The sequence below is a fragment of the Marinifilum sp. N1E240 genome, from assembly GCF_009295825.1.
In the GTDB taxonomy this organism is placed as follows: Bacteria; Bacteroidota; Bacteroidia; order Bacteroidales; family Marinifilaceae; genus Marinifilum_A; species Marinifilum_A sediminis.
On sequence record NZ_WHKF01000002.1, the window covers coordinates 345,300 to 370,938 of the forward strand.

At 35.7% G+C, this 25,639-nt stretch carries 22 protein-coding genes; 7 read left to right on the plus strand and 15 right to left on the minus strand.

The features are described 5' to 3' along the window. Positions 1–9 precede the first annotated feature (9 nt). The 8 genes from GCQ56_RS06400 to GCQ56_RS06435 all read right to left on the minus strand — a co-directional run bounded on the left by GCQ56_RS06400 (position 10) and on the right by GCQ56_RS06435 (position 10,425). The gene (locus tag GCQ56_RS06400) at positions 10–393 is read right to left on the minus strand and encodes a hypothetical protein (protein ID WP_152733591.1); all 384 of its coding nucleotides are present in this window, start codon (positions 391–393) and stop codon (positions 10–12) included. A 53-nt stretch (positions 394–446) separates the two neighbouring features. Beyond that, on the minus strand, positions 447–1,280 hold the full coding sequence (locus tag GCQ56_RS06405) for an FRG domain-containing protein (RefSeq protein WP_152733592.1): 834 nt from the start codon (positions 1,278–1,280) through the stop codon (positions 447–449). A 266-nt stretch (positions 1,281–1,546) separates the two neighbouring features. Continuing rightward, entirely contained in the window at positions 1,547–2,344 is a 798-nt protein-coding gene (locus GCQ56_RS06410; RefSeq protein WP_152733593.1) for a DUF4382 domain-containing protein, read from the minus strand. 301 nt (positions 2,345–2,645) lie between these two features. Continuing rightward, positions 2,646–2,981, minus strand: a complete 336-nt coding sequence (locus GCQ56_RS06415) for a heavy-metal-associated domain-containing protein (RefSeq protein ID WP_152733594.1) — start codon at positions 2,979–2,981, stop codon at positions 2,646–2,648. Positions 2,982–3,009: 28 nt separating this feature from the next. Beyond that, complete coding sequence (locus tag GCQ56_RS06420) at positions 3,010–4,785, minus strand: efflux RND transporter periplasmic adaptor subunit (protein ID WP_152733595.1); 1,776 nt, start codon at positions 4,783–4,785, stop codon at positions 3,010–3,012. Positions 4,786–4,827: 42 nt separating this feature from the next. Further along, a complete protein-coding gene (locus tag GCQ56_RS06425; RefSeq protein WP_152733596.1) occupies positions 4,828–6,099 on the minus strand; it encodes a TolC family protein in 1,272 nt (423 codons plus the stop codon). After that, complete coding sequence (locus GCQ56_RS06430) at positions 6,096–9,857, minus strand: efflux RND transporter permease subunit (protein ID WP_152733597.1); 3,762 nt, start codon at positions 9,855–9,857, stop codon at positions 6,096–6,098. The genes GCQ56_RS06425 and GCQ56_RS06430 overlap by 4 nt, the downstream gene beginning before the upstream one ends. A 193-nt stretch (positions 9,858–10,050) precedes the next feature. Continuing rightward, positions 10,051–10,425 (minus strand): HYC_CC_PP family protein, encoded by a 375-nt coding sequence (locus tag GCQ56_RS06435; protein ID WP_152733598.1) that lies wholly within the window; start codon positions 10,423–10,425, stop codon positions 10,051–10,053. Between the two features lie 235 nt (positions 10,426–10,660). Here GCQ56_RS06435 and GCQ56_RS06440 point away from each other — a divergent pair, with 235 nt between their 5' ends. Together GCQ56_RS06440 and GCQ56_RS06445 are read left to right on the plus strand one after the other, a co-directional pair. After that, entirely contained in the window at positions 10,661–11,137 is a 477-nt protein-coding gene (locus GCQ56_RS06440; RefSeq protein ID WP_152733599.1) for a hypothetical protein, read from the plus strand. 113 nt (positions 11,138–11,250) lie between these two features. After that, entirely contained in the window at positions 11,251–12,372 is a 1,122-nt protein-coding gene (locus tag GCQ56_RS06445) for a DEAD/DEAH box helicase (protein ID WP_299993303.1), read from the plus strand. 80 nt (positions 12,373–12,452) lie between these two features. On the opposite strand, the gene GCQ56_RS06450 is transcribed toward GCQ56_RS06445, so the two are convergent. From GCQ56_RS06450 to GCQ56_RS06460, 3 genes are all read right to left on the minus strand, one after another. Beyond that, positions 12,453–13,466, minus strand: coding sequence for a C39 family peptidase (locus tag GCQ56_RS06450; RefSeq protein WP_152733600.1), 1,014 nt, complete (start codon positions 13,464–13,466; stop codon positions 12,453–12,455). A 446-nt stretch (positions 13,467–13,912) separates the two neighbouring features. Continuing rightward, positions 13,913–14,227 carry a hypothetical protein gene (locus GCQ56_RS06455; RefSeq protein WP_152733601.1) on the minus strand — a complete coding sequence of 105 codons (315 nt, stop codon included), beginning with the start codon at positions 14,225–14,227 and terminating at the stop codon, positions 13,913–13,915. A gap of 245 nt (positions 14,228–14,472) precedes the next feature. Beyond that, on the minus strand, positions 14,473–15,270 hold the full coding sequence (locus tag GCQ56_RS06460; RefSeq protein ID WP_152733602.1) for an alpha/beta hydrolase: 798 nt from the start codon (positions 15,268–15,270) through the stop codon (positions 14,473–14,475). A gap of 568 nt (positions 15,271–15,838) precedes the next feature. On the opposite strand from GCQ56_RS06460, the gene GCQ56_RS06465 reads away from it, so the two are divergent. Both GCQ56_RS06465 and GCQ56_RS06470 read left to right on the plus strand, forming a co-directional pair. Next, positions 15,839–17,293 (plus strand): DUF3360 family protein, encoded by a 1,455-nt coding sequence (locus GCQ56_RS06465; RefSeq protein WP_152733603.1) that lies wholly within the window; start codon positions 15,839–15,841, stop codon positions 17,291–17,293. A 352-nt stretch (positions 17,294–17,645) separates the two neighbouring features. Beyond that, on the plus strand, positions 17,646–17,960 hold the full coding sequence (locus GCQ56_RS06470) for a putative quinol monooxygenase (protein ID WP_152733604.1): 315 nt from the start codon (positions 17,646–17,648) through the stop codon (positions 17,958–17,960). 217 nt (positions 17,961–18,177) lie between these two features. Here the strand turns inward: GCQ56_RS06470 and GCQ56_RS06475 are convergent, their stop codons facing one another. Further along, positions 18,178–18,750 (minus strand): acetate uptake transporter, encoded by a 573-nt coding sequence (locus tag GCQ56_RS06475; RefSeq protein ID WP_152733605.1) that lies wholly within the window; start codon positions 18,748–18,750, stop codon positions 18,178–18,180. A gap of 453 nt (positions 18,751–19,203) precedes the next feature. Between GCQ56_RS06475 and GCQ56_RS06480 the strand changes: the two genes are divergently transcribed. After that, entirely contained in the window at positions 19,204–20,289 is a 1,086-nt protein-coding gene (locus GCQ56_RS06480; protein WP_152733606.1) for a hypothetical protein, read from the plus strand. Positions 20,290–20,332: 43 nt separating this feature from the next. Here GCQ56_RS06480 and GCQ56_RS06485 read toward each other — a convergent pair whose 3' ends face one another. Then, complete coding sequence (locus GCQ56_RS06485) at positions 20,333–21,955, minus strand: AMP-binding protein (protein WP_152733607.1); 1,623 nt, start codon at positions 21,953–21,955, stop codon at positions 20,333–20,335. A 324-nt stretch (positions 21,956–22,279) separates the two neighbouring features. On the opposite strand from GCQ56_RS06485, the gene GCQ56_RS06490 reads away from it, so the two are divergent. Continuing rightward, positions 22,280–23,065 (plus strand): DUF1295 domain-containing protein, encoded by a 786-nt coding sequence (locus GCQ56_RS06490; RefSeq protein WP_152733608.1) that lies wholly within the window; start codon positions 22,280–22,282, stop codon positions 23,063–23,065. A gap of 2 nt (positions 23,066–23,067) precedes the next feature. On the opposite strand, the gene GCQ56_RS06495 is transcribed toward GCQ56_RS06490, so the two are convergent. Next, positions 23,068–23,535: a hypothetical protein gene (locus tag GCQ56_RS06495; protein WP_152733609.1), complete on the minus strand. Its 468-nt coding sequence runs from the start codon at positions 23,533–23,535 to the stop codon at positions 23,068–23,070. A gap of 278 nt (positions 23,536–23,813) precedes the next feature. Here GCQ56_RS06495 and GCQ56_RS06500 point away from each other — a divergent pair, with 278 nt between their 5' ends. Beyond that, positions 23,814–25,127 carry a cysteate synthase gene (locus GCQ56_RS06500; RefSeq protein ID WP_193323729.1) on the plus strand — a complete coding sequence of 438 codons (1,314 nt, stop codon included), beginning with the start codon at positions 23,814–23,816 and terminating at the stop codon, positions 25,125–25,127. A gap of 30 nt (positions 25,128–25,157) precedes the next feature. Here GCQ56_RS06500 and GCQ56_RS06505 read toward each other — a convergent pair whose 3' ends face one another. Next, positions 25,158–25,598 carry a C-GCAxxG-C-C family protein gene (locus tag GCQ56_RS06505; RefSeq protein ID WP_152733610.1) on the minus strand — a complete coding sequence of 147 codons (441 nt, stop codon included), beginning with the start codon at positions 25,596–25,598 and terminating at the stop codon, positions 25,158–25,160. Between the last annotated feature and the right edge of the window lie 41 nt (positions 25,599–25,639).

Here is a 25,639-nt window from a genome sequence, read left to right on the forward strand (position 1 = left end):
TAGAGCAGATTACTGTTTAGTTACTGAAACAGGATTAATATCAAGCCATTGATATGCTTCGTTTTCGGAATGGAATACTTTGGCATTTTGAATTCGTACTTGAATTTCAAAAAGCATTGCCATTGGCGTATCATATGATTCACTTACAATGATTGCACATTTGTTTAAAATTGGACTGTATTTTTCGTATTCATTAATATAATCATCCAGATCTTTAATATTTAGAAGAACTTTTGCTTGTGTAAAATCGGAGATAACATTGTAGGTTTCATCAAATAGCTGATCATTCCTCGTACTCAAGGTGTGCTGAATCAGATCATTCCATTTGAAATAACCATAGTAATATTCCTTGATTAATTTAAGTTCCTGTATAATTTTGTATTTGAACTTCATATTGTGGCTTTTAAATAAATATATGAAGTTCAGCTAAATCGAGCAAAAAAGTTTTACCGATGATTGGTTTTAGTACTCGAAGATTTTTTGCTTTTGATCTCTTTAGGCGAATAATGTCTGGTTAGCCATTTGCTTAAGCCATCCATACCAGGAAAAAGTACTCGTTCGTTAATGTTCACCTGATCGAGTTTATCTCTTATTTCCCATTTCATTTCTGAAGGAATACGAATTCTGAAATACAGATCGGGTTTGTCGGCAAGCCATTCATTTAAAATGGCATTGGAATGGGACATAAATGTGAATATCGCATATTGATTCACAATTCTATCGTCAAGAGATGGAGGTTCGAAGGCAACTACAAAGTCACTTTGTTCTTTCGAAAGTTCCGTGATGTTTTGGTAGGTTTCTTTCAACATATCAATGGTAAAACTATTTGATCCAATTTCATTGAGTTTTTGTTGAAGATTATTGGGCAAATATTCTTTCAATCTTTCGTAGTTTAAAGCCCAAATTACTCCATCGCGATGAAATTTGTCAATTTCATAAGTAGCAAAGTGCAAGGCAACATATGGAGAATAAGTCCAATCCAGTAGTCTGGTTGGCAAACCATGGTGTTGTGCCAATGCTAACCATTCCCAATCCGATTTGTTGTTAATATCGGGGCGTGAAGAGTATTTTTTGAAGTTTCTTAGTAAATGAAATTCTAAATCCGGATAAGGTCCGTTCAATCGAATCAGCGAAGTTTTTAACTGATAGTGGAATTTGGAAAGTCCCCGGTAAATATATGGGGAGCGAGTACGGTTGATATTGGTATTGTAAGAATCGGTAAATAATAAATCTTGCAATTCGGACCAGTTGGCGGGTACTATTTCTTGTTTTAATTCCATTTTTACGATAGATAGGTTTGCAATAATAAAGTTGCAAATAATCTCCTAATTGAATGTATACTTTAGCTTAAATTTTTGTGCAAAAAGCAATTGGTTAAAATTAGGTGGCAAATGGTAAAAGGAATGATTTTGTTGAAGATGTTTTTAGTCATACCCGACATTTTCAGCTTGCCTATAGTCGGAGCATGACAACATTTTTTTTTTAATATATTGTATAAGAAAAAGTTGCTCATTTTGAGCAACTTTAAATTTTATATTTACATCGATTAATTCACCGCTGTTTCAATATCTATGGTTCCCACATCGGTAATGTTTTCGATACTCACCGTAATATCTTCCACTTCTTTTTCAAGATATCCATCAATTGGTTCAATCGCCAATTTGTAAGTTCCGGCATTTAATCCTTTAATCAGGAAGTTTCCATTTTCTTCAGCAATAGTAGAAACAGTGTCTTGTCCAATAATTGCATGAATGCTTGGCTTCGCTTCTGCTGGAGAAATAATACCTGAGATAGCTCCCGTTGTAGCTTCATTAAATGTTCTGATTACAGGCTTTAATTTGTATTTACCATTTCCAGTTTCAACAATAGATCGTGCAGCATCAAAATCAATCCAAAGCTTGTATTCAATACCTGCAAGAAAATCATCATGAATTTGAAACTTAAGACCCGATGTTTGAGCCGATGGCGTATCTAAATCATAAGTCATACCATCAATAACAACAGTATTGTTTTCTCCTAGAATCAAACGCATTTGAGAGACGGTGCCACTTGGTAGTTCCTGATCAACCAAAAGTGTATCTATACCATTATTGAATTGTAATAGATCATAAACTCCCGGATTAATCAAATCCATTTCTTTCCACCCATTTTCTTCGTTTTCATTATTTGATGAGTGAAACTGAATTTGCTGAATATCGATATTGACTTTATCGTATTGAGCAGGAGCATCAGTCAATCGTATCTTAACAGGGGTAGTTAATTTTACGTCATCATCCGAACATTGAACAAATGCAAATGCCAAAATCAAAAGGGTAAGAAAACCTAAAGGTCTTAAATTTTTCATAGTATGTAATTATTAATTGATAGTTGTATAACGACAAAAAATGATATATGTTTTGTCATTCCAGAACATAGAATATCAATAAATATGCCACTGAAACAGGATGAATCTATAACTCGGTTTAAACCAGAAGCATTGATAATAAAACAAAATAATTACATGTTCCATGATAGGAATTTATGAGTAAATATTCCACAATTGTTCTGATTTTTCCACATAAAAGAGGGGTATTCTGTAACTATGATTCAGTTGTAAGTAATCGTATGTAGTAAATAAATCATGTGGAATACCCCTTAACAGTTTCTTATCTGTCGTATTTGCAACATGAATGCAGCTTGTTGTATACGGCATCATCTGCTTTTGCCTTTTCAGTATCATAACCCACTTTAGCTATTGCTTTGTGAATTTCATCCAAATTGGTTATGTTGGTATCATAACTCAAAGTCATAACTTTCGTATTTTTATCCCAATCTGCAATTGCAACTCCTTCTACCAATTTGGCTGCAGTTTCAATTTTCTTTTCGCACATGCCGCAGTTTCCTGATACTTTAAAGCTTGTTTTCTTAGTTTCAGCATTTGCCGTAAACGAAAGTGCAAGCATTGAGATTACTGCAACTGCTAATAAAATTCCTTTTTTCATTTTCTATTATTTAATAATTATTACTTGATTAATGTCTGTGCCCCTGGTGATTTTGTTTTGGTAAGACTTTAACGAGAGTGTCAGTAACTTCACCACAATGAAGCATCATATCTCCAAAATATGGATTCATAATTTTCTCTTCCAGACTTAACCAATATCCTCCCGTATCGTTATCAGCCATTGGACAGTATTGGATGTAAATCTTTTCTTCACCAGTTCCCAATGATTTGATGCTGGCAATCAATACCTCATTAAAAGGTTTAAATGCTTTTCTCTGCAATTCCATATCACTGTTTTTTACAATGTCAGCTAGGTGAACGTGAAGCATTTCATACTTTTCCTTCCAAAACTTGAGTGTTTTCCCTTTTATATTCACCTTTGAAGGTTCCATCTGCATTAATGCCTTCATGACCAGTTTGGCTGCATCATTACTTTCCTTTGCCTTGGTTTCCACCATAATGTCTTTCATTTTCAGGTAGGAATGTAGCAAAGACTTCAATTTAGCAGAGAAATTCTCGGTAACATACTGTTGTAATTGTGGTGCTCCTGGCTCACTTCCCGGACGATTCATCATGCTGTATTTGTTATTTAACTGGGCGGCTGCATCTATCGTAAATGTACCTTTGCTAACCACTTCTTCACCTTCTTCAATTCCTTCTTTTAAGATGTAAGATTCACCCAATGATTCACCCAGTTCAACTTCGCGCATTTCAAATCCACCATCAACTTTTACATAGGCAACCGATCGCTTCCCTGTCCACATTACAGATGATTTAGGAATAACAAGGGCTTCGTGAGTATGTTGCATGTCGGCATAAACAATTCCAGATGCAAACATCTCCGGCTTAAGCAAATTTTTTGTGTTATTTGTTTCAGTTCTAAGCTTTACCACACGCTTTTTTGGATCAATTATCGGATCGATATAAGTGATGATAGAATTGAAGACCTGAGAAGGAAAAGCCGAAACGGTAAACTCAATTTCATCACCTTTCTTTATGAATCCAAGATCTTTCTCATAGGCATCAAATTCAATCCAAACTTTATTAAGGTCAGCTATTTCAAACAGAATGCTACCTGCTTTAGCATAAGAGCCTTCAGCTATGTTTCGTTTGATCACATAACCGGAAACATCCGCTTTAATTTCGAAATATTCACTTGGTTTTCCATTCTCTTTTATTTGATTGATCTCATCATTAGTCAGCTTCCAGTAGTTTAATTTCTGCTCGGCAGCTTTTACCAACTCCGGATACGTATCCTTAGTTTTTAGTGCTTGTAATAATTCTTGTTGGGCACTAATTAGTTTAGGAGCGTACACTTTTGCCAGAGTTTGTCCTTTGTAAACTTTTTCACCCTCAAAATTGACTAGGAGCTTTTCAATTCTACCATCGAAGTGGATGGCTTGTGAACTGATTTTACGTTCATCAATAGTCACCTTTCCATTTAGGATTATCTCCATACTGCTTTTGCCACTTTCAATTCTCGTGGTTTGAACATTGGCAAGTTTCATAGCTGTTTCATTCATTTTAATTACAGCTGGAGATGAGCTTCCTGATGAATTGTCCAGTGGAATTAAATCCATCCCACAAATTGGGCAATCGCCTTCATTTGGTTGTTGAATTTGCGGATGCATTGAACAAGTCCAAACACTTGCTTCTACTGATTCTTTCTCGTGATCATGTCCTTCATGCTGATGAGGTGTTTCAGCACTTCCTCCAAACAATAACCAGCCCAGCAATAATCCTACAATCAGTACGATTAGTTTTTGCTGCCAGTTTTCTGATATGAATTCTAATATGTTTTTCATTTTTTATATTTTAAGTTTCAAGCCTCAAGTTCCAAGATTGGACTATTTGACCTTTTGACTGTTCGACTTTTCCAGACTTTGATTGGCGTCTAGATATTTGAATTGTGCTAAACTTTTCTGAACCTTGATTTGCGCTTCAATTTGCTTTTGTTCGTAAATCCAAATCTTCTGCTGCATATTTAAAACCTCCTCGTACCTTTTGGTTGAGCTTTCGTAACTACTTGATAAAATCTCATAGGATTGTTTGGCTTTGATTAGCAGGTTTTGATACAGTTCAGTATCTCTTAATCCAGATTTGTACAACTCAAAAGCCTTTTGTTTTTCCAAAACCAATTGATTCAATTCAGCTTGCTTTTCTTCTTCAAACTGTACTTGTCGCAGTTGAGTAACTTTTATTGCTGCTTTGTACTTCTTCCTGAAAATAGGAATACTTACAGATATCATTGGCATAATTGCATCTTGTCCGTTGTCTGCAAGATCCATGTCCGATCGTTTAGAAAGAATAGCGTAATCTAAACCCAGTCCTAGTTTTGGCAGTCCATTTAGCTTGGATGCTTTTTCTGCATATTGTGCTGATTCCACAAGTTTGTTCCAAGAATTAATCCTGTTGTGATTTGAGAAATTAGTATCGTTCATATTAATTGCGGATGAAATCAGAAATGAATCATCACTTGGTGTAATTACTCCGGTCTTCTGATCTCTATTCAACAATTGATTGAATGCAACAAGTTGTGTTTCACGTTTATCTTTGAACAATTCCAATTTTGAAATCAATTCTTCTTTTAGCATCTGAATGTATAAGACGTTCACCATATCGGTCTGATTGCTTTCGTAGCGACTCAAACTTTGCTTTTCCAATACACCCAGAATTTCAACTCTTTTTTGAGTAAAATGGATCTTTCTATCAGTAAGAATCAAATCTAACCATGCATTGGTTACTTTCATTTCCAAGGCTGATTTTGCATCCAGATATTTCAGGTAAACAGCATGTGCTTGCAGACTTGCTTGCTGCTCTTTTGCATTTAAAGTGCCAAACCAGGGAAACATCTGAGAAATGGATAATTTTGCTTTTTGAGCTCCAACTCTTGTCTCAATTGGCTGTATAAAAATGCCAGCCGAGAATGTTGGATCCGGCAATGCCTTTGCCTGTGGAACTCTCTCTAGTGCTTGCTGATATTTCAAATCCATTGCTTTTAAATTTGGATTATTTTCAATTGCAAACTCAATGTATTTCTGCAATTCTGGATATCCTTCCTGAGCAGAAGATTGCAAGCTCAAGAAACTGATAATTACAATTATTATAGAATATCTCATGACAAACCTCCTTCTTTTTTCAATTGAAATTCCTTGTACATGGAATACAAAACGGGAACAACAAAGAGAGTAATTAATTCAATTGCCATACCTCCAAAGGCTGGAATAGCCATTGGTATCATTACATCGGCACCTCGTCCGGTTGATGTTAAAATTGGTAACAATGCCAATAGTGTAGTTGCAGTGGTCATCAAACAAGGTCTGATTCGTTTTGATCCTGCTTCAATTACCGATTTGCGGATGTCAGCTTTGGTCTTAGGTTTGTTCTTTTTGAATACCTGTTCCAGATAGGATGCCATAATAACACCATCATCGGTAGCGATACCAAATAGAGCAATAAAGCCAACCCAAACTGCAACACTTAGATATATTGGATGAACCTGAAAGAGTTCTTGCAGATTGATATCGAAAATTGAAAAATTAAGGAACCATCCCTGACTGTACAACCATATCATGATAAAGCCACCTGCAAATGATACGGCAATACCGCTAAATACCATAAGAGTTGGTGCAATACCTCTAAATTGGAAATACAGAATTAGGAAAATGATGATGAGCACAACAGGAATAACAATTCCTAGCCGTTTCTCAGCTCTAATCTGATTTTCGTAGTTTCCTGTGAATTGATAACTGATTCCAGCTGGAACTTTCAGCTCACCCTGATCAATTTTATCAGCGATATATTCCTGAGTAGCTTCAACAATATCTACTTCAGAATAGCCTTCCTCTTTGTCGAAGATTACATATCCAACCTGGAAGGTATTCTCACTTTTTATGACCTGAGGACCCTGTACATATTCAATTTTTGCCAAATCCTGTAATGGAACTGAATTGCCCCTTGTAGTTGGAATCAATATTTTTTGGAGCATGTCAGGATCGTTCCTTAATTCTCTAGGGTAACGAACTCGTATTGGATAACGTTCACGACCTTCAACCGAATTGGTCAAAGTCATGCCACCAATGGCAACCGAAAGATGTTTTTGTACATCTTCAACCTGAATGCCATAACGAGCAATGGCTGTTCTGTCGATATGAATCTCCAAATAAGGTTTTCCAACCATGCGTTCAGCAAAAACAGAGGCATCATTTACGCCAGGAATGTCTTTTACAAGTTTTTCTAGTTGCAGACCAAAACCTTCAATCTGTTTCAAGTTGTTTCCTGATACTTTAATTCCAATTGGTGCTCGCATTCCGGTTTGCAACATCACCAGTCGGGTTTCAATAGGTTGCAATTTAGGCGCAGATGTAACACCTGGAATCTTTGTTGCATTCACAATCTCTTGCCATATGTCATCGGGTGATTGAATGTGATCTCTCCACTGACGATAAAATTCTCCGAAATCATCTGGGATTAACTCACCCTTTTTATCTTTCAGATAATTGCCTTCATCATCTACAGCAAAACGAATTCGTTTCCCATATTGATCGGTTTTGTACTCACTTTTATAATTAATTACATTTTCGTACATGGAAATTGGCGCAGGATCAAGAGCGGACTCAACTCGTCCTAGTTTACCAACCACCATATCAATTTCAGGGATACCAGCTACTGCCATATCCAGCAATCGTAAAACTCGTTTGTTCTCTTCTATTCCCGCATGTGGCATCGAAGTTGGCATCAATAGAAATGAGCCTTCATCCAAAGCAGGCATAAACTCTTTACCAATACCTGGATATTTATGGTACATGTTCTGCCACATTGAAGTTGAGGTGATATTCATCCCGATTTTATCCAATCCACGAGCTACAAAACCAAAGGTGTTTCCGAATCCTAACCAAATGATTATTCCCCAAAGAACTATAAAAGATGGAATGGAAAGGAAAATGAATTTGTATTGAAGTGCCCAGCTCAAGATTCGTTGATAAAATCGTATAAAAACTAAAAATACGGACAACAGTAGAGCTATACTTAAAATTACAAATAAGAAGTTCGAGAATAAAGAATTGGAAGCTCCTAATGGCAACCATTCTCGAGCCAGCAGAAAGGAAACTGCAAATGCAATTACCAGAAGGTTTGCCCAAAACAATTTCCGTTCATACTTAGAGTAAAATTGAGCCGTAAGGTTAATGCCTCCTAGTAAAATCAGGGTGATACCTATCCAAGCCGAAAATGCAAATAGGGTGTACATACCTACTAAAATTAGTAAGGCATTCGATGCTAACTTAATGTTTCTTTTTTTGGTGCGAATCGAAAACAACCAATGAGCCATGGCAGGTAAAATAATAATGGCAACCGCTAAGGCTGAAAAGAGAACAAAGGTTTTGGTAAAAGCCAATGGTCGGAATAGTTTTCCTTCTGCCGCTTCCATCGAAAACACAGGAATAAAGCTCACAATGGTTGTAAGCACAGCTGTAATAACTGCTGGAGCTACCTCTATAGTTGCTTCATAAATTACTTCACGAATGTTTCTCTTCGATTTATTAAGATCTAAATGCCTGATCATATTTTCGGAGAGCACAATTCCCACATCAACAATGGTTCCTATGGCAATGGCAATCCCCGAAAGGGCAACAATATTTGCATCAACATGGAAATATCGCATCGCAATAAATGTCATCAGAACAGCTATTGGGATGAGCGAAGAAATCAGAATACTTGCGCGTAAATTCATCACCATAATAATGATGACTATGATGGTGATAATGATTTCCAATGTGAGTGCACTTTCCAGTGTTCCCAAGGTTTCATATATCAATTGAGTTCTATCGTAAAAAGGAACTACTGTTAGTTGTGAAATGGTTCCATCGTCCAATTCCTTCTGGGGAAGTCCAACCGATAACTCCTCGATTTTTGCTTTCACATTATTGATTACTTCCAAAGGATTGGCTCCATAACGGGCAACCACAACGCCACCAACTACCTCGGCACCCATTTTATCGAGTGCACCACGCCTGTCAGATGGTCCATAGTTTACTTTGGCAACATCGCGAATGCGAACCGGTGTATTATCGCTCATGCTAACCACCGCCTCTTCGATATCCGATAGTTTTTTTACGTAACCTATTCCACGTACAAAGTATTCTGCCTGATTGATTTCTATGGTTCGCGCACCAATATCCAAATTGGATTTCTTCACAGCATTCATAATTTGCATGAGGTTGACACCATGAGCTTGCATAGCTGTAGGATCTACATCAACCTGGTATTCTTTTACAAATCCACCTATGGAAGCTACTTCGGAAACGCCACTTGCAGATGCCAGCGCATATTTCACCTGAAAATCCTGAATACTCCGGAGTTCCTGTAAATCCCAACCACCTGTTACTTCACCATCGGGAGTTCTTCCTTCCAGTGTGTACCAGAAGATCTGTCCAAGAGCTGTAGCATCGGGTCCAAGAGTAGGCTGCACATCCGTTGGCAAAAGGTTTTGAGGTAAGGAATTCAGCTTTTCCAGTATTCTGGATCTACTCCAATAGAATTCGATCTCATCATCGAAAATGATGTAGATGCTCGAAAATCCAAACATGGAGGAAGATCGAATGGTCTTCACTCCCGGGATCCCCAGTAATGATGTTGTTAAAGGATAGGTGATCTGATCCTCTATGTCTTGAGGTGAGCGCCCCATCCATTTTGTAAATACAATTTGTTGATTCTCTCCAATATCCGGAATGGCATCAACTGCCACTGGATCTTTAGGAAGAAAATCAATTTTCCATGGGAATGGTGATGTAATCAATCCCCAGGTAATGAATACAACTAATAGTATGGTCGTAATCAGCTTATTCTCTAAAAAGAATTTGATTGTCTTGTTTAGCATGATTCTTTGAATTGGACCTCATCCCCCAACCCCTTCTCCTAAAGGCGAAGGGGAGTAGTTCAATATTTTGTCCTATATGCTTCCCTCTCCTGTAGGAGAGGGTTAGGGTGAGGTGTTATTATTGGATAAACCAAAAAAAATAAACACAATGAGCCTACAGAATTAAAAGTAAAGCCCACATAAATTCAAAAAATCATAAACGAAAAACCTGATTCAAGATGCACAAATCGGGCAGTGAAGGAGGAGAGGTGTCCTCAAGAATAAAATTATTGGTGATCAGTTGAGTGCTTTCAAAATCTATCAGTAAAGGAATACTTGAAAACAATAAATCCAATTGTGCCACTTCCGATAAATCGAAAGAAGAAGCTAAATAATCTGCTTCAACTTTAAGGTGTTCCGATTTTTCATCGCAACAGCCACATGGATTTTCACAACATGAATCTGCATCAACAAAAATAGCAGAGGAGTAGAGTTCGCCTCCGGAATAATGCTTATTGATACTCACTCCTGCCGTTGAGATTAGCAGAAGAAAGATCATGATAATATGTCCAAATTTCTTTGTTTGCATATTTTGAGTGCATTATTCAATTTCAAAACTACATATTTATACTTAAATGACAAGAAGTGGACTAATGTTTAACAAAGGATTAACATTGAATATATGATAATTCCGCAAACGTTTGAGTGTTAAAAAACTATAATTTAAGTTTGATACATCTGTTTCCCTACGGTATTCCTATTTGATCTTCTTATACTTGTATTATCCCACTATAATATCAGTATTTTTATTACTTCAATTCGTTATGAAAGAGATGAAAAAACTTGTCGAAAAGACAATGTTGGGATTATTAGTGCTTTTTAGCATTGCCATTTGTATTCAGTTTGTTCTGGGAGTGTATATTATTCACAATGAACTTAACTTTCCTTTTAAAAGTGCTATTTCATTCGGTTTTGTTATAAATGTTTTAGGATTAACTTTAATTACAGGTATATTACTAGCTGCAGAATTATTGTATCGAAGTAGAGTTAGTTACATTAAGCTGTTAGAGGATTTAGAGGAAAAGTTAAAAAAGTTTAGAAAAGCATATTTTTTTAGCATATTCTTAGCATGTATGGCAGGAGTTGCCTCTTTATTGGCTTACTTAATTACAAAAGATTTTTTTTGGTTCATTCCGTGGTTTATTACCTTGTATATTATTGGGAAGAATTTTCCATATAAAATCACCCTTCTTCAGGAAATGGAGATCGAAAATGAAGATGAAAGAAGATTATTTCAGTAAGTTATTTTTAGTTTTATTCTTTAGTATTACTCATTCTTTTGCATTTACCATTTATTCAGTCCTAATATTGAATTGTTTCGCTTATCTTTGCGCATCATTTTAAATGAAGAGTCGTGAAAAATTTTAAAGAACTGGGCATCAGTAAGAATCTTGTTAAGGGATTGAATGATCTAAATATTATTGAGCCTACACAAATACAATCAGAAGTTATTTCGGTTTTAATGAATGCAAATACCGATTTAATTGGTCAGGCACAAACAGGTACAGGTAAAACTGCTGCATTTGGATTGCCATTACTTCACAGAATTAGCCCTAAGTCGGATAAGGTACAAGGATTAATTCTTTGTCCTACTCGAGAATTGGGATTACAGATTGCCAAGCAATTGTTTAAATTCACCAAATATACCGATAAGGTTTTTACCGAATGTGTTTATGGAGGTGAGCCGATAGAGAAGCAGATTAGCGCATTGCGTCGTCCTACTCAAATTATTGTGGCTACTCCTGGTCGTTTAATCGATTTGGTAAAACGCAAGGCAGTTGATTTGACTCATGTGAAAACCGTTGTTTTGGATGAGGCGGATGAGATGTTGAGTATGGGATTTAAGGATCAGTTAAACGAAATTTTAACTTATTTGTCGAATGTTGAGAACAAGTGGTTGTTTTCGGCGACCATGCCCGATGGAATCAAGCAAATTATCAAGCGTCAATTTTCTCCAAAAGCTCACAAAATTGAGGTTAGTGGTAGAAATGTGGTGAATAAAAATATCAAACACCAGTTTGTGCTTTGCGATGATGTAGAGAAGCTTTCTGTATTGATGCAGTTTTTGAAGGCAGATACCAAAGCCAGAGGTGTTGTGTTTTGCAAAACGAAAGAAATGGCTATCAAGTTGAATCAGCAATTGCAGGCGCAAAAAGTAAAAGCAGATGCCATTCACGGAGATTTAAAGCAGATTGAAAGAAACAAGGTGATGCGTGCTTTTAAAGGCGAAAAACTTAGAGTCTTGGTAGCTACCGATTTGGCTGCACGTGGAATTGATGTGGTAGATTTGGCATTTGTGGTACATTACCAGTTGCCTGATAAGGAAGAATACTACACTCACCGCAGCGGACGTACTGCTCGTGCAGGTAAAGAAGGTGTTTCTTTGTCTATTGTTAATAGCAAAGAGATGAAAAGCATTCGCTATTTCCAAAAAGCACTAAATATTGGCTTTAGCCAGATTAGAGCTAGAAAATAATAAGCGGTACTAGTGCAACATTATAATTTAAACAAACCCATCGAATTAATTATTCAGATGGGTTTGTAATTTAACTGTGTTTATCTTCCCCATGCATGTTCGATGGTTTTCGGATCAATACCAGCTTTAGTACCTCCGGCTGTTTTGTGTACAATAATGGCATACTTCCACCAGTTATTTGAAGCTCTGCTTATGTCATCAGTTCTATAATAACGATTAACACCTTTATAGCTATTGTCGGAATATCTGGCTCCCCAACTATTTGGATCATAGGCCTCAAAATAATTTCTTGTATCGGTATAACGATATCCTTTTACAATAATAAAATGTCCCCAATCTGGTGATGTTTGATAATATTTGTCGATTCGATGATCCTGGTTTTGTTCTGAACTAACATGGTGCATATCAAGACAAAGAATCGCAATATCACCTTTATTTAGATGGTATACTAAATCTTTGTAAGAGTCAAAATGAATGGTGGAGACGCTTGCTCCATTGTTTAAAAGATATTCGATTATATCACTAGTATACCACCAACCACCATCTGGATGGTATTTGGCTCTTGCATCTTCCGCGGTTTTGTTCCAATCTTTATTAACCCATTTTAGAGCCATATTTACACAAGAAGGTCCGCAGTTTTCATAGTTGTATTTACCAGTAGTTGCCTGATCAATGTACCATTCATAATCTACATCATTACTTAATCTATTTATTGATTGTGTACCTAATCCCCATTCAATAATGTGGTCATTAAAGGCAGAAATATTAATGCTTTTTTGAAGTTTTTTATTAGAATGACCATCATCAATTATCAAATTTATTTCAACCTCAGAACTGGTATTTCTATCGGGAAATGTAAAATAAGATTGTATTTCATTACTACGATTAATGTAAATATCAGGATCGGTTGATTTCCATTGGAATTTTAGATTTTTAGATACTTCTGATGAGGATTTGCTTGCGTCAAGAATTACTCGATCATTCATAGTTCTATAGGTAAAATCTATAGAAATTTTACTTTCCGGATCATCTTCTTTTCCACAAGCAAAAAGTAGAAAGAACGAAAGGAACAAAGTAAGATATTTTAATTTCATTTTTAGTTTGATTGATATGGTAGTTAAAGTGTTGATTAATTAAATGTAATATAATGATAAATATAAAGAATGTTTCTTAAGAAACATACTTTTAGAATTATGTATTAATTTATATTTGAATGATAGCTAACATTGAGTCGTAATTTTATCGAACTCCATGAAATGCATTCGCTATCTTCAGAAAGCACTAAATATCGGCTTTAGCCAGATTAGAGCTAGAAAATAATACAATTATTCTATCCATTATCGGAGAGTAATTTATACTTTGGATATTAGGAATGTAATAAAGCCTTATACAAGAACCCATTGGAAAATATTTTTCAATGGGTTTTCTTTTTAGTGAATGTTTAGTGTTGGTAGCCGTTAATTCATAAAATGTCTTCTATTTGTTCATATTTAAATTGCCACCCTTTTTGATTTATTTTGGCGGGTTTTAATTTGGTTTTTTAAATTACAAATTTTTCATAGATTTCGGTTTTCTCCTTAGGTGGAGTGGATTCTTTCTCTTTGCCGAGAATTATTTCCTTATACAAATCCCAAAACAGATACAGTAAAAACAGGGCTAAGATATTTACATATAAGAAATAAACTTTATCAGCAATATTGATCGAGAAATTAAATTGAGATGCAAGCGCAAAATCAAACCTGAAGTTTATTCCGTTTGTGAAATCAGGACCAAAGATCAGTTTTCCACCAGAGGAATATGTATAGGCATATCCTCCAAATCCAATTCCTATAATTTGCAATGCTTGGTGTATCATTGAATAAATCAATCCTCTTTTATATTCATATCGCAATAAGATACTTCCGCATTTTATTGAGAAATAGTATAGAAATATAGCTGTTATAAAAATAAGGAGAGCTCCACCACTGATGTTTTGCGTATTTAGTAATAGCCAACTAGTAATTCATAAGCCAGCTAAACCTCCAAGTATCTGATAAATGGCAAGAATAATAATTGTAATTTTTGTGTTTTTAATTCTGTATTTCATGGTAAATCAAATAACTAGTTTAGTATATTTTTTATTTCGGTTTTGAATTTCGAGTTATTATTAATTCCATTGTGACCTGCTCTTTTAAGAGTAATTAACCTATCAGTTGGTTTAATTATTTCTCTAAGAAGAATTGATGATTCATAGGGAATAACAAGGTCATCTGTACTGTGGAAAATTACAATTGGCATACTGCAATTTTTTATGAACCTATCAGTTCGAAACTTGTATTTTAATAAAAATGTTGGCAGGTATGGATATCTTCTTTTCATCATGTCTGTTAAACTTAGATATGGAGCTTGTAATATCAATAAGTTAGGTTTGTTGGTACTAGCTAGATAAGTGGCTATTCCAGATCCAATTGAGAAGCCCATAATACTAATTTTGGTTTCACTGTATCTTTCTTTAATTAGATTATAGGCTAATTGAGCATCAGAGAATATTTGAGCCTGATTTTGAATTGATCCATCACTTTTACCAAAGCCTCTGTAGTCGAGCATGAATACATCATAATTCAGGTCGGTATAGGTTTTTGCTACAAGCTCCGACCTATAGATTGAGCCTGCATTACCATGTAGATAAAATATCAATCCTTTTGATTCTTTACTTTTAAATAAGAGCCCGTGAAGTGTTTTGAAATCTTCGGTTTTAATTTGAATTTCTTCGAAATTAATTTCAGATGTATGTTGATAATTTTTATTGAATTTTTGTGGGAAGAAAATTAACTTCTCTTGTACGAAATAAAATATTGCAAGAATAGCCACTATAAGAATACAAAAAGTCTTAATTGTTCTGAAAATAAATTTTTTCATGTGCTTTATTAATTTGTAGCCAGGATTTTGAATGTAAATTCGAATTTATGCAAAGCACAACATTATCACAATTTAATTAACTGTTAAATGAAATATCATAGGTTATTTTAAAGCAATCTAAAATCACGAATGATTATTGACACTGGGGACTTACCTAATTTAGTCTCTCTCTAAATTCTATCGATTGCATTTGTCAGAAATGTCTGTTCAAACTATGCGTTGGAGAGAAGTAAAGTAAACGTAATATTCAAGTTGCTAGGTAGGGTGTAGTATAAAAGAAGAGTTTATTATCTTGTATTTTTATTGTGAGGAAGTTCTTCTACTAATTAAATTGCAATTTATCGTCCAAGTAAGATATCTATATGCTAAGATTTGTTGCTATTGATCTTAAAAATATTCTGTCTTTTATGGTTTGAGTTTGCAGTGATAAATGGCTTGTACAATTAATTGTTATACAGCTTTTGACTGTTTGCATACATGCTTAATTTTTTTAGTTTTACGGCGATTTTTTGCCCCTGAAAACGCGTAGGTAGCTGAATAGGGGTTTGTAAAACAAAAAACTCATAAAATGACAAAAGAAAACCAAAATTCTTACCAATCCAAGCGTAAGAAATCCAAGGAATTCTCGAGTAGAGAAGAGTACCTGGAGCACGAATTGACCATCATGAATTTCAAAAGATGGAGGGTTCATTTACCATTTAGAGATTTCAATATTGAATTGGAAGATTGGGTGCCTGCATTAGCCGCTACCATTGGAAAAGTGGTAATGGTAACTGCCATGGTTGCCGTATTTGCAACACAGTTCGGTTTATCACCTGAATTCGTTGCGGAAAACGTTCGTTACGAATTGTTAATTGCCGGAGGTATTTTCGTACTTCTATTTTCAGCCATCTTAAATCCGAATGCCAACCTTGCTGGTACACACGGTCCTATGATTCCGCTGATTCCGATTATTGCCGCCGCAGGTGGTCATCCGCTCGCGCTGGGTATTTTAATTGGTGTATTTGGTCTTGCCTTAAGTATCACAAAAGGTGGATCTATGTTAATGAAACTAACGGGTGTAGGAGTTCGTGGAGGACTCTTAATATATCTGGGAGCAGTTGGTCTGCTTAGTCAGATTACAAAGTTGGAAGCCTGGGCTTCGGCTGGCGATATAGGATATGTGTCCTTTGCTGTAATTGGAATTACCATTTTAATTTATGCATACTTGGCTAAGATCAACAAGCGTTGGTTGGCTATTCCATTGTGTTCGGCTATTGCAGGTATTGTTGCCTTTGCATTGGGTGCCGATTTTGCATTTACAACCAAGCCAGGATTACCTCACATGAACCCAATGTGGTGGTGGGGAGAAGATACAGGATGGCAATTGGGTCTACCAAATTTCGGTCACTTTGTTGCTGTTATTCCTTTTGCAATTCTTGCTGTAGCGATGTGGTCGCCAGATTATTTGGGTCACCGTGTATTCCAGGAGTTGAATTATCCTAAAAAAGCGAAGAATGTATTGATGGATGTGGATGATACCATGACAGTAGCATCAGTTCGTCAGATGATTGGTACTGCTTTAGGTGGTGGTAATATTGCATCATCGTGGGGAACATATATGATTCCTGCTGCAATTGCCAAGCGTCCTATTCCAGGTGGAGCAATCTTAACTGCTTTGCTTTGTGTGTTGGCTTCGGTATTTGGATATCCTATGGATTTAGCCATGTGGGAACCAGTTCTGCGTGTAGCCTTAATCGTAGGTGTATTCTTGCCATTGCTTGAGGCGGGTATGCAAATGGTTCGCAAGCACAAAGATTCACTAAGTGCGGGTACTTGTATCTTTGCATGTGCTTTCGTTAATCCTGTTTTCGGATGGGCATTCACCATGTTGCTTGACAATATGGGATTGATTGGTGATAGCGAGCGTGCCGCCGAGTTAAGTTTGAAAGAGAAATTGATTATTCCTGGCGCAATGTTTATTGTTTGTGTTGTTTCACTTGCATTGGTTGGACAGCTACCGGGAATCCCTGGTATTTTTTAATCGATATTAATTAGATCAATATATGATGCCGTTCCGTTTGGGACGGCATTTTTTGTGTGTAAAAATTGACTTAATGGTTTCTATTCGAGGCTACGGTACTCTGTACCTATGTCGATAATGGAAATGATTGGCTATAAATATTTCGGTGCGCTGCACCTTGTGTTTCATTTAAAAAAGATAAGCTGCAGAGCAGCGTAGTCTTTGTGGCGATGTAATTTAAATTTAGACAAAGGTGCAGAGTACCGCGGTATGATCAAAGTCTAAAGCTTAATTTTGTTTATACAAATGGCTATCCTTTCTACTAAAATCCTTAAGTTTGATCGAAAATATACCGATACAAAATTATACACAAATGGAAATCAAAAGAAACGAAACACAGTTGGTGTGTATTGCCAAATTTATAGCTAAAGAGGGAGAAGTAGATCAGTTGATTCAGAACTTACACGCATTAATTCCAATGACTTCGCAAGAGGGTGGATGCATTCGTTACGAGTTGAATCAATGTATCGATGAGCCAAATAGAATCACTTTTATCGAAAAGTGGTACGATCAGGTAACTTTTGATGCTCATTGCAATACGCCTTACATTGTAGAGTTCTTTAATGATGGAAAACCACATCATGTTGCGGAATTTGAAGTAACAATGCACAAGGAACTATTGCCTTAAAAAAGCGCCAAGTTACAAGCTCCAAGCTAAAAAATATAAAGAAAATATTATTCTTTAGAATGATGTAGATCTTATTTAGTGATCTTCCCCTCGTTGGGGAAGTGCCGACAGGCGAAGGGGTGAAATCTGATTTACAATTGGATTCATTTAAAAAATAAAAGGGAAATCGGATGTTATCCAATTTCCCTTTTTAATGCTTTATAATAAGTGAAGCTTCTTATTTAGCTGGTGCAATCCAAGGTTTACCAACCTTTAGAATTGTTTTTCCTGCAACATCGTTAATGATAATTGCTCCCATCATGTACCAAGCTGCAAGAGCACATGCAATTAGAACGTATGCTGCTGCGATATTCATGATAGGGAATCCAAAGTGTCCTAAATCCAAAAGAATGAAACCTACCATTAGAATGCTAAAAGTGGTTGCCATTGCCCCATGAATAAATAGTGATGCAAACCATAAAATTAAAGTGAAGAATGTATATCCAATAAGGAAATATCCTACATCAGTACCTGATGATTTGTAAATTCCAAAGTGATTAAGCATCCATACAATACCAATACTTATCCAAAACGAACCGTATGCAGAGAACGCTGCAAAACCAAAGTTGTTACCGTTTTTGTGTTCTAATAATCCTGCGCACAATTGTGCTATACCACCAAAAGCAAAACCTACTGCCAATACTGGACCTAATCCACACAATCCTAAGTTGTGTAATTGTAATAAAATGGTACTTAAACCAAATCCTCCAAGTCCGACAACAGCCGGATTTCCTAATTTTACGTTGTTCATCGCTATAGTTAATTTTATCCTGATTGAGGCGGCAAAACTAACAAAATGCATAGCAGGTATTTAAAGCAGAATGTAGTTTAAAAACATGCCTACCCTGCAACATTTCTCTTTGAAAAATGTAAGTTCATGGATTACAGGGCTGTGATGCGCTCGTAAACGGAATGGCAATATAAGTATGTGTTGTATAATAGGACTTGTAATTGTGGGATTTCTAGAGTTTTAGATGTTTATGAAGTTCAGAATGCAATTCTGAACTTTTCATATTAAAAGTTTATTCTTGCTAAGATTTAATGGTTATTAAGGCAAACGGAAGTAGATGGATAAAATTCAGTGTTAAATTATCGTAAACAATTGATTATACAATAAATGATATTTTGGTACTAATTTTGTTATTGCTAATTTAGATTAAATATACATAGTATTGTTATTCACTTCTAACCAATTAATTAAAAGATGAAATTTAAAGTACTAATTACCTGTGTAGCTCTGTTAGCAACAAGTGTTTGTGTATCTGCACAGGCTAATCACAAAAGATTTCTGGTGAAATCGGGACATATTGAAATGAAAGTAGTCGGAATATCGGAAGGTGTTCGTTCTATTTGGTTCGACGATTACGGAAGACAATATCGAGATGAGCTTAAAGTTATTACAACAACTGAAATTTTTGGAATAAAAACGGTCGAAGAAGCTCACACATTAAAAATTGTAAATGGAGAAGATTTCTACTCGGCAGATTTAATTTTAGGTACAGGAACCAAACACTCCTATGGCATCCCTACAGAATTTTATCAAGCCTACGATCAAATGTCGGAATTTCAGAAGGATAAATTCGCGAATGAAATATTTAATGATATTGGCGGAACAAAACTGGGAGTAGGAACAATGTTAGGACGCAAATGCGATATAATTAAAGTTTTGGGCGTAACAGAAACCATTTATAAAGGAGTTGCATTACAGACAAAAGTAAGGATGTTGGGTAAAATTAATACCGAAACAGCTACTTTGTTTGAAGAAAATATTTCAGTGCCTTCATTTAAATTTTCGGCTCCTCAGGATATTGAATGGACAGATTTAAATGCGGTAGTAGATATTTATGCTGATTCTGATGATGATGATCAGGATTCATACCAGGACGATGATGAAGATATGATCCCTGTAAGCTACTCTTTTGAGCGATTTAAAAAAGCAACTCAAGATATTGAATACGCCGGATTTAAAAAAGCAATGACTATGAATGTGGACGGTCAATATATGACTTCTTACATGAAGTCGATGAAAGAGAATTTCGTGATTGTGGCAAGTTCAATTGAAAATATGCATACTGATTCAGCAGCTGAAGGTATGGATAAATATCAGCATTTTAGTCACGATGGCCGTAAGATGCATTTTGGTGATGCCATTGATGAAGAAGAAGGAGAGATTGAGGGGAATGCTTTAATAATCGAGTATCCAAAAGAAGATATGATCATTTCAATTGTCAGTACTTACAAGTTAAGCAAAGGAGAATTGTTAAAGATTGCAGAGCAATTGAAATTTTAAAGTATAACTCCCTGTCATCATAAATATGACAGGGAGTTTTTATTTATCTTCCTACAAGTTCCAATTCCTTGCTAGAGATTTCTCTCATCTCAATTTTTCGAATTTTACCGGTTACCGTTGTTGGAAATTCTGTAGTAAATTTGAAATATTTAGGAATTTTATAGGTTGCAATTTGTCCTTTGCAATACTCTCGAAGTTCTTCCTCACTGGCAGATTTTCCATCCTTAAATTTAATCCATGCCATTACCACCTCCCCATATTTGTAATCGGGAACACCTATTACATACACTTCGCTAATTGATTCGTGAGTGTGCAGATACTCCTCAATTTCGAAAGGTGAAATATTTTCTCCACCACGAATGATCATGTCTTTGATTCTACCCGTGATGCTAACATATCCATCTTTGTCCATTGTGGCTAAATCACCGGTATGCATCCAACCTGCATCATCTATTACAGCATTGGTAGCTTCCTCGTTGTTCCAATATTTTAGCATCACAGAGTAACCTCTTGTGCAAAATTCGCCGCTTTCGCCCCGTTCAACTATTTTTCCGCTTTCAGGGTTTATTATTTTAATTTCCTGATGAGGATGAACACGACCTACTGTACCAACTCTTTTATCGATTTTATCATTCACAAATGTTTGAGTGGAGACAGGAGATGTTTCGGTCATGCCATAACAAATGGCAACCTCTTTCATGTTCATTTTTTCCTGAACTTCACGCATAGCTTTTTCGGGACAGGAGGCTCCAGCCATAATTCCGGTTCGCAAGCTACTTAATGTGTAATTGCTAAAATTCGGATGTTCCAATTCCGCAATAAACATTAAGGGCACTCCATAAAGTGAAGTACACTTCTCGTCTTGAACGGTTTTTAGTACTGTCTCAGATTCGAAAGCTTCACCAGGAATCACCATTGTCGAGCCATGAGTAATGCAAGCTAAATTCCCCAATACCATTCCAAAACAATGGTAAAAAGGAACGGGAATGCAAACGCGATCTTTTTGGGTGTATTTCAATCTTTCACCAATAAAATAGCCATTGTTCAAAATGTTATGGTGAGTAAGTGTAGCTCCTTTAGGAAACCCTGTAGTTCCCGATGTATATTGTATATTTATTGGATCATCAAACTGTAGGCTTGATTCTATTGCATCTATTTCACCACTTGTAATTCTTTTACCAGCTTCGATTAAGGCTTGCCAATCGCGATCTAATATTACGATTTGCTTCAAATGAATACATGATTTTCTTACTTCCTGAATGATTTCAAAGTAGTTGGTTTTTCTAAAATTCTTCGACATCAAAAGCAAGCTAATTTCGGATTGACGAAGTGCAAACTTAAGTTCTGATGCTTTGTATGCAGGATTTACATTTACCAATATGGCACCAATTCTTGCAGTTGCGAATTGAACAATTACCCATTCGTAACGATTCGGAGACCAGATTCCAACACGATCGCCTTTTTTTACTCCAAAAGCCAGGAGTCCTTTCGCTACTTCTTCAATCTGATTCCAAAATTCGGAGTATGTGGCTCGGTAGTTTTGATAGGGTACTATTAATGCTTCATTATTTGGGTATAATTCAACTGTTTTTCTTAGTCTTTCTGTGATAGTTTCGCCAAGTAAAGGCACTTCTGAGCTCCCATGCTCGTAAGATTGTTTGTTCATGTTTATGGTTTTTCAGGACAGGATACAATCCGCCCGTGATGTGATTTAAAAACATCAGTTATTAACTAAAAAACCATCTTTTGTTACTGGCTAGAATAAGCGCAGTTTTTGATTAGGAAATAATATAGTTGTTGTGTGGGGAATTCCCCGTTTAGGCGTGCAATTTATAAAAATAATGGCGATTTACGAATCCTACTATAATCAAGTTTAAAGATTAAAAATGATTCGTCTGATTCTCTGTGGTTAAGATGTGATGTTTAATGATGAACTTTATAAGTATAGAATTGTCTTTTAGTTGTAAATTGTATATAGAAAGGAAGAATCATGGATTTTATTGCTGTTTGGCTCAGTGCTTTCCCATATTTATTTCTGCCACTGGTATTACTTTGGTTGTTTAGTGTTATTATAAAAAATGCTAGTATTATTGATCCGTTTTGGAGTATTGGCTTTCTAATTTTAAGCTTTCATTATTATTCGGTTACCGAATCGGTAGGTCTGAGATCGGAAATAGTCTTTGTATTAATTGTTCTCTGGGCAATTCGATTAAGTGGATATTTGTTGGTTCGTAATTGGGGGAAGGGTGAAGATTATCGTTATCAAAAGTTTCGAAAGGATTATGGAGAAAAACGATATTGGTGGTTTAGTTTCTTTCAGGTTTTTCTTCTTCAGGGGATTTTGTGTTGGATCATTTCCTTGCCTTTGCTAGCAGTTTTCTATTATACAATCGATACTGGTTTAATTTGGCTTGATTATATTGCATTGGCTTTGTTTGTTATAGGTTTTATTTTTGAATCGCTTGGCGATTTACAGTTATGGCTTTTTAAATCCAATTCAGATAACAAAGGAAAAGTTCTTCGTCATGGACTTTGGAAATATTCCCGGCATCCAAATTATTTTGGAGAGGCTGTAATTTGGTGGGGCATAGGACTGTTTTGCCTTGCAACGAACACATATTTACCTTTAGTAGGAGTAATAGTAATGACTTACTTATTACTTAAGGTTTCTGGCGTACGTCTTTTGGAGAGAAGTTTATCTAAAACCAAATCGGGATATGGAAATTACATTGAAACAACAAGTTCATTTATCCCATGGTTTCCTAAAAAAAGCTAATCTTATTCTTCCCAAACTATGGTTTTGATATCCTCCCAAAAAGGACCAAATTGAATTTCTGAGATTTTACCATCATCAAACCACAGGTGAAGATTTTCCGACGTAAAGTATATTAGCTCATGTGTTGGAAATTCTTCAGAGTCTGCATTTTCAAATTCAGGCTTACCCAATTGAAAGTGCTCAATTTCATCAAGAAGCATTCTTTTGGGTAATCCAAGTTTAATAAAATTAAATAGGTGATAAGAATCCTTGTGAACAGAAATATAACTTAGTTTATCCTGATCGACAGATTCGAAAGTAAAACTTAAACCATGGCTATGATAGAATAAAGTAATACTACTCTCCTCGGGTGATAGAGAATATTCTCCTACTTCATCAGCTTTGCCCAGTGTTTTTTCCACATCAGCCTGAATCATCCCAAATTCTACTCCAGCAATTCCTTTGCCTAATATGATTTCATATTGATCCATATATTAATTTTCAAGAGGAGATCTTAAAACAAACTATTTTCATTATCAGAAAACAAAAAGTTTTAAGTGTGTGTGTTCAACTTTTACTTAAATCTATTTTTTGATTATTAAATATAGAACTTTTGAAAAAAAACAGACTTAAAATTGAAAATTGTTTTTTTAAAATTTTCAAAAAACAGATTTGTATCAATATGATAATTGCATCTAAATAGTTCGAAAAACTTTAAGTATACAGTAAAATGACTATTTTTACATCTTCAAAATCAAAACGTGTAAAAATGACAAAAGATTTTCGACCTACTGACTTTATACTGGAGTCGATGCAGACTGGAAAAAGATTTGCCGATGCAGGATGGACTCTTGACGCTCCTGGAGAAGATAAGCCATGCTTGGTTAGAGCAATTTACGATAAAAAACAATTAAATGTTAAAGATAACTCCCTGGGAATTTATAAATTTTCAGATTGGTTACCTATACATAAAACTCTTGAAGGCTCTTCAGCTCCTGCAACCTACAAAAGTGAAGGTTTGGCAAAGTATCTGGGCTTGAATAATCTTTACATTACTTTTAGTGGTTATTGGCCAGAGAAAGGTGCAAAGTTTAGAACATGTTCTTTTAAAGAAACTGAGGCTTATGCTGTTGGAGGTCGGTTAGAAGATAACAATCAAATATTGGTGGTTGCATCTGCAGGAAATACTGCACGAGCTTTTGCACGAGTTTGCTCCGATAATAATATTCCATTGCTTTTGTGCGTTCCTGAAGATAATATTAATGCTTTGTGGTTTGATGAAGCAATAAAGGACAATGTACGTTTGGTGGCTACGAAATCGGGTAGCGATTATTTTGATGCCATTCATCTTTCAAATATTGCTTGTCAGTTAGATGGTTTTATTGCCGAAGGAGGCGCTAAGAATGTTGCTCGTCGTGATGGTATGGCTTGTACGGTTAATTCAGCAGTTACCGAGATTGGAAAAATTCCTGATTATTATTTCCAGGCAGTAGGTTCCGGTACTGGTGCTATTGCAGCCTGGGAAGCTAATTTACGTTTTATCGAAGATGGTAGATTTGGCTCCAATAAGATGAAGTTAATGGTTTCTCAAAATACTCCATTCTTGCCAATGTATGATGCATGGAAAGAAGATTCGCGTGAAATGTTACCATTGGATGATAATTTGGCTAGAAAGCAGGTTGAAGAAATTGTAGCAAAAGTATTGTCAAATCGTAAACCTCCATATTCGATTAAAGGCGGTTTGTACGATGCTATGAAAGATGCTGGCGGCGATGTTTTAAAAGCTACCAACGAAGAAGCTGCTGAAGCAGCAAAAATCTTTGAAGAAACCGAAGGTAACGATATTCATCCTGCAGCGGCGGTGGCAACAGCTACTTTAATAAAATATGCTCAGGAAGGGAAATTGGATAAAGATGCCTGTGTAATGCTTAATATTACAGGTGGAGGAGAGGAACGATTCAAACGTGAGAAGGAAGTTTGTTATTTGAAACCTTCCCATGTTTTTGATATCAATCCGGATCTGAATGAGGTGAAGGAAGTGATGGCAAAACTATTTGAAATAGAAATTAGTGAAACATTATAAATATAGAAAGCAGGCTTTAAGCCTGCTTTTTTAGTTTAGTAAAGCCTCAACAATTTCTATAGAATTTGTAATGCATTTTTCGCAGATGTTTTTCTTGACTTGATTTTTCTTGGAATATTCCTGTCCTTCTTTGGTATTCAAATCACATTTAATAAGTTCTTTACAATCTAAAGATTCGTGTTTTGTCAGAAATATCCGATTAAACTCCTGAATCATCGATCTATTATTGTCGGTCTGTAACCTGTGATTGGAATACTTTTCGCAATTGTGAATTCCAATAACCATAAAAGCACCTGTTACTGCTCCACAGGTTTTCTGTAATCTTCCCATGCCACCGCCAAATCCACTTGAAATTTGAAAGGCAAGATTTTCATCTAATTTAAATTGTTCGGAATAAGCCAACAGAACTGATTGAGCACAGTTCATACCTGAATGAAAGGCTTCAATTGCTTTTGCTTTTTTTGAAATCATCTTAGGGTTTTAATAGAGTTAATTGGGTAAAATATTGATTA

Excerpts from the sequence above, each read along its gene's own strand:
- GCQ56_RS06400 (WP_152733591.1), bottom strand. The coding sequence starts at position 393 with ATGAAGTTCAAATACAAAATTATACAGGAACTTAAATTAATCAAGGAA.
- GCQ56_RS06405 (WP_152733592.1), bottom strand. The coding sequence starts at position 1,280 with ATGGAATTAAAACAAGAAATAGTACCCGCCAACTGGTCCGAATTGCAA.
- GCQ56_RS06410 (WP_152733593.1), bottom strand. The coding sequence starts at position 2,344 with ATGAAAAATTTAAGACCTTTAGGTTTTCTTACCCTTTTGATTTTGGCA.
- GCQ56_RS06415 (WP_152733594.1), bottom strand. The coding sequence starts at position 2,981 with ATGAAAAAAGGAATTTTATTAGCAGTTGCAGTAATCTCAATGCTTGCA.
- GCQ56_RS06420 (WP_152733595.1), bottom strand. The coding sequence starts at position 4,785 with ATGAAAAACATATTAGAATTCATATCAGAAAACTGGCAGCAAAAACTA.
- GCQ56_RS06425 (WP_152733596.1), bottom strand. The coding sequence starts at position 6,099 with ATGAGATATTCTATAATAATTGTAATTATCAGTTTCTTGAGCTTGCAA.
- GCQ56_RS06430 (WP_152733597.1), bottom strand. The coding sequence starts at position 9,857 with ATGCTAAACAAGACAATCAAATTCTTTTTAGAGAATAAGCTGATTACG.
- GCQ56_RS06435 (WP_152733598.1), bottom strand. The coding sequence starts at position 10,425 with ATGCAAACAAAGAAATTTGGACATATTATCATGATCTTTCTTCTGCTA.
- GCQ56_RS06440 (WP_152733599.1), top strand. The coding sequence starts at position 10,661 with ATGAAAGAGATGAAAAAACTTGTCGAAAAGACAATGTTGGGATTATTA.
- GCQ56_RS06450 (WP_152733600.1), bottom strand. The coding sequence starts at position 13,466 with ATGAAATTAAAATATCTTACTTTGTTCCTTTCGTTCTTTCTACTTTTT.
- GCQ56_RS06455 (WP_152733601.1), bottom strand. The coding sequence starts at position 14,227 with ATGATACACCAAGCATTGCAAATTATAGGAATTGGATTTGGAGGATAT.
- GCQ56_RS06460 (WP_152733602.1), bottom strand. The coding sequence starts at position 15,270 with ATGAAAAAATTTATTTTCAGAACAATTAAGACTTTTTGTATTCTTATA.
- GCQ56_RS06465 (WP_152733603.1), top strand. The coding sequence starts at position 15,839 with ATGACAAAAGAAAACCAAAATTCTTACCAATCCAAGCGTAAGAAATCC.
- GCQ56_RS06470 (WP_152733604.1), top strand. The coding sequence starts at position 17,646 with ATGGAAATCAAAAGAAACGAAACACAGTTGGTGTGTATTGCCAAATTT.
- GCQ56_RS06475 (WP_152733605.1), bottom strand. The coding sequence starts at position 18,750 with ATGAACAACGTAAAATTAGGAAATCCGGCTGTTGTCGGACTTGGAGGA.
- GCQ56_RS06480 (WP_152733606.1), top strand. The coding sequence starts at position 19,204 with ATGAAATTTAAAGTACTAATTACCTGTGTAGCTCTGTTAGCAACAAGT.
- GCQ56_RS06485 (WP_152733607.1), bottom strand. The coding sequence starts at position 21,955 with ATGAACAAACAATCTTACGAGCATGGGAGCTCAGAAGTGCCTTTACTT.
- GCQ56_RS06490 (WP_152733608.1), top strand. The coding sequence starts at position 22,280 with ATGGATTTTATTGCTGTTTGGCTCAGTGCTTTCCCATATTTATTTCTG.
- GCQ56_RS06495 (WP_152733609.1), bottom strand. The coding sequence starts at position 23,535 with ATGGATCAATATGAAATCATATTAGGCAAAGGAATTGCTGGAGTAGAA.
- GCQ56_RS06500 (WP_193323729.1), top strand. The coding sequence starts at position 23,814 with ATGACAAAAGATTTTCGACCTACTGACTTTATACTGGAGTCGATGCAG.
- GCQ56_RS06505 (WP_152733610.1), bottom strand. The coding sequence starts at position 25,598 with ATGATTTCAAAAAAAGCAAAAGCAATTGAAGCCTTTCATTCAGGTATG.